This window comes from Microcoleus sp., from assembly GCF_041354475.1.
In the GTDB taxonomy this organism is placed as follows: domain Bacteria; phylum Cyanobacteriota; class Cyanobacteriia; order Cyanobacteriales; family Microcoleaceae; genus Microcoleus.
The window spans coordinates 1-6,618 of record NZ_JBGJZU010000129.1; the positions used below are offsets into that span (position 1 = coordinate 1).

The 6,618-nt window shown below is 44.8% G+C and carries 7 protein-coding genes and 2 pseudogenes; 4 read left to right on the forward strand and 5 right to left on the reverse strand.

Annotation, left to right across the window (positions count from 1 at the left end; all coding sequences use genetic code 11):
• Positions 1-536 (reverse strand): annotated as a pseudogene (locus ACBR23_RS27685) (hypothetical protein); the annotation flags it as partial.
• 253 nt (positions 537-789) lie between these two features.
• Here ACBR23_RS27685 and ACBR23_RS27690 point away from each other — a divergent pair.
• Both ACBR23_RS27690 and ACBR23_RS27695 read left to right on the forward strand, forming a co-directional pair.
• A complete protein-coding gene (locus ACBR23_RS27690) occupies positions 790-939 on the forward strand; it encodes an adenylate/guanylate cyclase domain-containing protein (RefSeq protein ID WP_371113980.1) in 150 nt (49 codons plus the stop codon).
• Between the two features lie 195 nt (positions 940-1,134).
• Complete coding sequence (locus tag ACBR23_RS27695; protein ID WP_341736261.1) at positions 1,135-1,974, forward strand: Tab2/Atab2 family RNA-binding protein; 840 nt, start codon at positions 1,135-1,137, stop codon at positions 1,972-1,974.
• Between the two features lie 158 nt (positions 1,975-2,132).
• On the opposite strand, the gene ACBR23_RS27700 is transcribed toward ACBR23_RS27695, so the two are convergent.
• The gene (locus ACBR23_RS27700; protein ID WP_341736262.1) at positions 2,133-2,333 is read right to left on the reverse strand and encodes a hypothetical protein; all 201 of its coding nucleotides are present in this window, start codon (positions 2,331-2,333) and stop codon (positions 2,133-2,135) included.
• A gap of 210 nt (positions 2,334-2,543) precedes the next feature.
• On the opposite strand from ACBR23_RS27700, the gene ACBR23_RS27705 reads away from it, so the two are divergent.
• Positions 2,544-3,416 carry an S-methyl-5'-thioadenosine phosphorylase gene (locus ACBR23_RS27705; RefSeq protein WP_341736263.1) on the forward strand — a complete coding sequence of 291 codons (873 nt, stop codon included), beginning with the start codon at positions 2,544-2,546 and terminating at the stop codon, positions 3,414-3,416.
• 104 nt (positions 3,417-3,520) lie between these two features.
• Here the strand turns inward: ACBR23_RS27705 and ACBR23_RS27710 are convergent, their stop codons facing one another.
• On the reverse strand, positions 3,521-4,750 hold the full coding sequence (locus ACBR23_RS27710) for a tetratricopeptide repeat protein (RefSeq protein WP_341736264.1): 1,230 nt from the start codon (positions 4,748-4,750) through the stop codon (positions 3,521-3,523).
• A 72-nt stretch (positions 4,751-4,822) separates the two neighbouring features.
• Here ACBR23_RS27710 and ACBR23_RS27715 point away from each other — a divergent pair, with 72 nt between their 5' ends.
• Complete coding sequence (locus ACBR23_RS27715) at positions 4,823-5,320, forward strand: WbuC family cupin fold metalloprotein (RefSeq protein ID WP_371113981.1); 498 nt, start codon at positions 4,823-4,825, stop codon at positions 5,318-5,320.
• Between the two features lie 54 nt (positions 5,321-5,374).
• Here ACBR23_RS27715 and ACBR23_RS27720 read toward each other — a convergent pair whose 3' ends face one another.
• A complete protein-coding gene (locus ACBR23_RS27720) occupies positions 5,375-5,872 on the reverse strand; it encodes a hypothetical protein (RefSeq protein WP_341736266.1) in 498 nt (165 codons plus the stop codon).
• A gap of 189 nt (positions 5,873-6,061) precedes the next feature.
• A pseudogene (gene iscB / locus ACBR23_RS27725) lies at positions 6,062-6,545 on the reverse strand (RNA-guided endonuclease IscB); the annotation flags it as partial.
• Between the last annotated feature and the right edge of the window lie 73 nt (positions 6,546-6,618).

Genomic DNA, 6,618 nt, shown 5'->3' on the forward strand with positions numbered 1-6,618 from the left:
GATGTGGGGGTCTTTGCCCCCCCTTGGTAAGGGGGGGATGGGGGGGTCTTTGCCCCCCCTTGGTAAGGGGGGGATGGGGGGGTCTTTGCCCCCCCTTGGTAAGGGGGGGATGTGGGGGTCTTTGCCCCCCCTTGGTAAGGGGGGGATGGGGGGGGTGCGGTGTAGCCGCCGAAGGCATTGGCTGCGTAGAAATAGATCGATTGACTACCGGGAGTTATCAAGATGTTGCGATCGGTCAAACTCAGTCCGTAGCGTCGATTAAAATCATCCCGCACCGCATCAATCAACGGCTGATAGCCTTGACTCGAACCGTAGCGACAAACCACCTCACCATATTCCGCACTCGCCAAAAGTTCCGCAGTACAATCGCGCCACAACTGCTCGACTTCCGGCAAAATCACTGGATTGCCGGCACTCAAATTAATAAACTCCTGCCCGGTACCGGCTCTGAGGGTTTCAATAATGTCTTTCATAATTGCCCTAACTCCGGTGAGGTGGGACATCTGAGTGCCAAATTGAGTGAGGGCAGGGTTCATAGCAAATGCAGCGACAAGGATAGAAGTTTACAATTTACCCATCATAACCTTGTTTGCTCACATCCAAGGCGAAACCGGAGTTAAAAATTAGCAGCCAGCCATTAAACTAAATTCCAAATTCGGCATTAAATTATACACTATCGCCAACACCTTGCCATCTATCAAAAGTCGTAATTTTATTCAATTTTTATTAAAAATTACAACAATGCTGACAATATCTGGAACAATACAAAAATCCAGATCTTAATCTCGGATGGAATCTTCCGGGGGACCGGGAAATATAAATATCTCTCACGCTACCTTTGAATTAGTCAAAGATTTTTTTGAATGCGAACACCGAGGCAAAATTGTTGCTAAAAATAAGGGCGAACTTGATATGTATTTAGTTCGCGGGATTAAGTAGAAGGAAGAAGTCACCCCCCCTGCCCCCCCTAGGGGGGATGGGGGATGGGAGAATATCGAGGTGAAGAATGCTCATAAAGCAAGCTTTTTAGCCACCTGTATCTTACGTTTAATTAGTTGGATTTACTTAAATGACTTGAGTGTTGCAGATTTAGATTAAAATAATACAACTGTTGAATTAATTTTAAAAGTAATTATGCAAATTTGGCAAGCCGATTTTTACCGTCGCCCCCTCCGAGACGAAGCGGGAAAACCACTGTGGGAACTATTGATTTGCGATGTGGCGAGGAATTTTACTTTTAGCGCTGTTTGTAGCCAATCGGCAGCTAATTCTACTTGGCTGGCCCAGCAGTTGCAACAGCAAATTCAACTTGAAAAAAAGCCCGATCGCCTTCAAGTATTTAGACCTCAATCTCTCAGTTTAATCGAAGCTGCGGGCAAAGTTTTGGGCATCAAAGTAGAAGCAACTCGGCGCACCCCAGCCCTGAAATTGCTGCTACAATCACGGGCTAAAGCATATTCGACTATGCCTAATTATACTGGCGAAACCGGAGGTGCAATCGCCCTTGAGTCACCGCCCCCCCTACCTTTACCAGAAAACTTGTGGGGCGATAGCTGGCGTTTTGCTTCCCTACCCGCCGGCGATATTGTAGAGGCTTTTACAGGGCGTCCCCTGCCAATTTTGGAAATGCCAACATCATTATTACCGCTGAATTTGGGCTTGGCCTCAACAGTACCTGTACCCGGAGTGATAATTGACGGCGGGCGACAGTCGATGCGTTTGGCTAGGTGGCTTCAGGATGCTAATCCTTTCAGTTTAAATTATATTGCTGGAGCTCCCGATGGGTTGATTTTGGAAGCTGGCTTAGCAGATAGGTTTGTGGTTGCTACTTTTGCAGATGATGAGGTGAAACAGGCCGCTAAAATTTATGAACAGCGAAAGCAGTTGAGTAAAGGATTGCATTTTTTGTTGGTGCAACCCGATGATAGTGGGATGACTTACACTGGGTTTTGGCTATTGAATTTTAATGGTTGATATCCCTTCAGTAATCAGAATTAAAACTTGAGATAAATGTAAATAGTGAGGGGCGAAAAAAAAACCAATAAATTATGATCTAGCACAATTCAAGCAGATTCAAGCGTATATTTGAAAACACTAAGTATCTTTAGCTTGTGTATAATCACACGGCAGATTTACTCGACCACTAAAACCAAGCCACTTTGTATAGCCTGACACAATCGATTGATGTGAGTGTGGTCTTTTTGGTCGAGTCCGTTCATCACCGCTGACTTGAGCAGCCTTCTGTCGAGGGCCGTAATTTGACGGAAAGCCAAGACTCGTTCGGCTACGGCTTCCACAGAGATTTTGATGGTACTTGTAGAACTGACTGTCATTGTTTTACACCCTAAAAATACATAACAGAAATCAGTATCTTTATTTTTAAAGATTCAGTAAAGAAAGGTTGTGATTTAAATCACCACTTGTTTGTGACAATGTAGTGTATTCAAGACAATGAGGTGATTAAATATTTAGCGTTCTTGGCACTAAATTTACAACAGCCCGGTAAAATCACTAAGTAAAACTCTCAAAAACAGGTAAAAATTATGGCTCAAGCAAAGATCGGAATCATCGGCGGCAGTGGCTTGTATAAAATGGATGCCCTCAAGGATGTGGAAGAGGTAAAAATTGATACACCGTTTGGCTCGCCTTCGGATGCGGCGATCGTTGGAACCTTGGACGGTACGCCGGTAGCATTTCTGGCAAGACACGGCCGCAATCACACTTTTTTACCATCAGAAGTGCCGTACCGGGCGAATATTTATGCGATGAAGAGTCTGGGAGTTGAGTATTTAATCTCAGCATCGGCAGTTGGTTCCCTGAAAGCAGAGGCGAAACCTTTGGATATGGTAGTACCAGATCAGTTTATCGATCGCACCAAAGGTCGAGTTTCTACCTTTTTTGGAGAAGGAATTGTCGGCCACATTACCTTCGGAGACCCGATTTGTGGCGCCTTGGCAAAAGTGCTAGCAGGGGCGATCGAATCCTTGAACCTCCCCGACGTCACCCTGCACCGTGGCGGCACCTACGTTTGCATGGAAGGCCCCGCATTTTCCACAAAAGCAGAATCACACCTTTACCGCAGTTGGGATGCCACAGTCATCGGGATGACCAATTTGCCGGAAGCAAAATTAGCCAGAGAAGCGGAAATTGCCTACGCCACTTTAGCCTTAGTCACCGACTACGACTGCTGGCATACGGATCACGAAAGCGTAACCGTAGAAATGGTAATCGCCAATTTGCACCGCAATGCCGAAAATGCTCAAAAAGTCATTCAAGAAACTGTCCGCAGGCTAACGGAAAATCCCCCTGTTTCCGAGTCCCATTCAGCTTTAAAATATGCAATTTTGACCCCGTTAGATAAAGTTCCGGCGGCTACTAAGGAGAAAATGGGTCTGTTGTTGCAGAAGTATTTGTAAAACGAACCGCGAAGACGCTAAGAGCGCTAAGGAAGAACTCCATCCCTTCTTTCTCTGACTTCGTGTCCTTAGCGCCTTCGTGGTTTGTTTAATCTTACGACTTATTAGTTAGTTATCAAATGTTTAAATGCCTCATATTCACGAATATTTTCAAAATCAGGCTCATTTTTAGCCAACTGTTTACACAAATTGGGATTCAGATTTAAGGCACGTTTTAAATTCTCAGTAGCCAACTCAGTTTGACCTTGCAGCGCGTAACATCTAGCTTTGTTGTACCAAATTCGGTAAAAATCTGGTCTAATTTTGGCCGCATTGTCATAGGAATCAATGGCGGCTTCGTATTTTTGTAATTTAGACAGTGCTACGCCCCGATTGTTCCAAGCGTCAGTATAATCATTTTTGATTTGTAGGGCTTGATTGTAAGAAATCACTGCCTGTTCGTATTCCTGAATTTTTGAGAAAGCTACGCCTCGATTGTTCCAAGCATCGGCGTAGTCTGGTTTGGCTTGAATGGCTTGTTCGTAGCAGGCGATCGCATCTTGGTATTGCTGCAATTCCAACAGCACCACTCCTCGGTTGTTCCAAGCGTCTGGATAATTGGGGCGAATTGCAGTCGCTTGTTCGTAGGAGGCGATCGCCTCTGGATATCGCTGCATTCTGGTGAGCACTACTCCGCGGTTATTCCAAGTATCTGCTAAATCTGGCTGGATTTGTAGGGCAAGGTTGTAAGCTGCGATCGCATCTTCGTAGCGGTTTTCAAAGAAACAAGCATCTCCCTGTTTCGCATAATCTCCAGCAGTTAATAACTGTTTGTAGTTACCGTAGTTAACCGGGGCAAATTCTTGAATTTGGGCATCGGGTAAGAGGAGGTCGGTTTCTACATCTGATTGGAAACTTTGGTGTTGAATTTCCCCTAAAATAGTTTCAGCATCAGAAATTAAAAGTTTTAATTGAGAAATCGTATCATAGCGCAGACTCTCAATTTCTTGGCGAGCAATTGTTGTCTGCTTGGACAATTTAGCCCAGAGGAACCAAGCGGCGACTCCGGCGGCTGTCGGAAAAAAAGTTAAGGCAATTACTATGCCGTTTAGCAGTACCGCAGTGCGCCCGAAAGCGATGTCTACTTCTTCTTGAACGCGATCGCGAATTTCTTCTTTCAGTTCCACTTGTTGTGATGTATCCTGAACCCACAGTCCTGGTAATCTCGGTTCGGATGCAGAAACAGCGCCATTGCTGATTAAAATAGTTGCAAGCGCGATCGACCCAATACTTGTTCTCAAAATACTTGACAAACGTACTGTCGAAGCCATCGCCACCTGATTTGCGATTTTCATGGTCAAGAGATGCTGGTAAGGTTAATCTCAGACTAGCCGATTTGTAGAAAAACCATTAAATACAGGATATCTGTGGTGCAATCCCCTCCCATCAAGTTGCTGACACAGGAATTGTTGGACGAAGTTGCCGCCAACTCTCGTCACAATCCCCGCCAGCGACAAAATTACAATTTCCACGATTTGTCAGAAAAGGTGCAGCGGTTTGTCAACGTCTTGCAGCCGGGGACCTATGTCCGCCCTCACCGACACCTGCGTCCTCCAGCAGTTAACGGTTTTGAGTTTTTTGTAGTGCTTCAGGGAGAATTGGGCATGATTATTTTCAATGACCAAGGTAAAATTATTGATTCTTTCCGACTCAGTGCGGCTGGGCCCACTCGCGCCGTAGAACTTCCAGAAGGTACTGTCCACACCCTAGTAGCTTTGGCGGAGGATACTGCGATTCTGGAATTGAAGGAAGGACCCTACGACTTAGGGAGTGATAAAGATTTTTTGACTGATTTTCCCCCAGAGGGAACCGCGGCGGCGCGGGAATTGGTGGCGATTTGGGAAGCAGAGTTTAAAAGTGTGTAGCTGAATTAATCGCGGCCAACTCGACTTCAAACTCGCTCTTTTTCTTTTAAATACCTACTGATTATTTATTTCGGCGCTATTGGATACAAATCTAATGGCTGTCGGCATCCGATTGTATAAATCTGGGGCGATGCGAATTATTTTTCGCAGGATTTCATCCGTAACCCAAAAAACTAGGGGAAAGGAAAAAGTTTTGCTGAATTCGCTGCATAATAAGTTGGTAGAAACCAGTAGTCGATCGATCGCTATTACTGACTCTATACCCACGATCATTAAAGCCGGAGGCTGTTCGTCTTCCAGTTCGGCGATGATGGTCGCGTAGAGAGTTGTCGCAGATTTTGGCAATAGCAGTTGCCTGGGTTTGATGGCAGAATTTGCTTGCAGTCGATCGACTATTTGTTGCCGCAAAGTCATGGAGTTGCAGTGAACTAAAACAAACGAAAAATAACCTTGAGCAAGAGTTAGCGCTCGCGTTAATATGGAAAACGAGCGTTCGTTATATTTATCTTCTTCACTTTTGGCTGTATTTTCTGAGTTTGGCGACACAAACATAGTTAACAGATTTTTAATTTATTTTACAGCCTCTTTGGCTGAGACTATGTGTAGATTTTAGATAGGGAATTTAGATCTATTTGTAGAATCCTGGCCTTTCAAAATTGGGCGATACAGCATCCAATTGGTGACAACGATCGCTACGCCTCTAATCGCTGATTCATTGGACAAAAGTAGAAAACACATTAGGTCAAACTTAACTAACTCTTGGGATATGCCTGTAATTGGGACATATCGACAGATGCGGTTGACCCAAGTCACGATGTTTTTCACTCTGGATTCTAAGCTGGGTGGCAACCATCCAGGCTTTCGAGTGCGGTTAAGAAAACGCGCTTTGCGGTAACGAGTTTTTCGGTTACGACGATTGCGACGAAGGGCGCGACGTGATTCTAAGTCATTTTTTATTTGTTGTCCGCGATGGGTCAACTCAGCACCCCAGATAACTTGATCGCCACGATTGATCGCCAGCCCAGTAGTTTTAGAACCTGGGTCAATTTTTAATTGAGTGGGTTGCTTTTTTGGATGAGAAACCGCATATTTCAGAATAATTGTGAACGGGTAACGGAGATACACAGCAGCTTGGGCTAGTTTTAACAATCGTCTTGCTTGTCAAGAGTGTTACTGGCTCAAGTGGTTGTTTGTTGGTGTCTAAAACGAATACAAAGTTAGACATGAAAGTCCTCTGATTGCTCAGGTTATGTTTTCCTCGCCAATGTTTTGATGGCTTGTTGGGTTAGAGACACTGA

What these genes read in the sequence shown, in the direction of transcription:
- ACBR23_RS27710 (WP_341736264.1), bottom strand. Translation starts at nt 4,750, where the DNA reads ATGAAAATCGCAAATCAGGTGGCGATGGCTTCGACAGTACGTTTGTCA.
- ACBR23_RS27695 (WP_341736261.1), top strand. Translation starts at nt 1,135, where the DNA reads ATGCAAATTTGGCAAGCCGATTTTTACCGTCGCCCCCTCCGAGACGAA.
- ACBR23_RS27700 (WP_341736262.1), bottom strand. Translation starts at nt 2,333, where the DNA reads ATGACAGTCAGTTCTACAAGTACCATCAAAATCTCTGTGGAAGCCGTA.
- ACBR23_RS27690 (WP_371113980.1), top strand. Translation starts at nt 790, where the DNA reads ATGGAATCTTCCGGGGGACCGGGAAATATAAATATCTCTCACGCTACC.
- ACBR23_RS27720 (WP_341736266.1), bottom strand. Translation starts at nt 5,872, where the DNA reads ATGTTTGTGTCGCCAAACTCAGAAAATACAGCCAAAAGTGAAGAAGAT.
- ACBR23_RS27705 (WP_341736263.1), top strand. Translation starts at nt 2,544, where the DNA reads ATGGCTCAAGCAAAGATCGGAATCATCGGCGGCAGTGGCTTGTATAAA.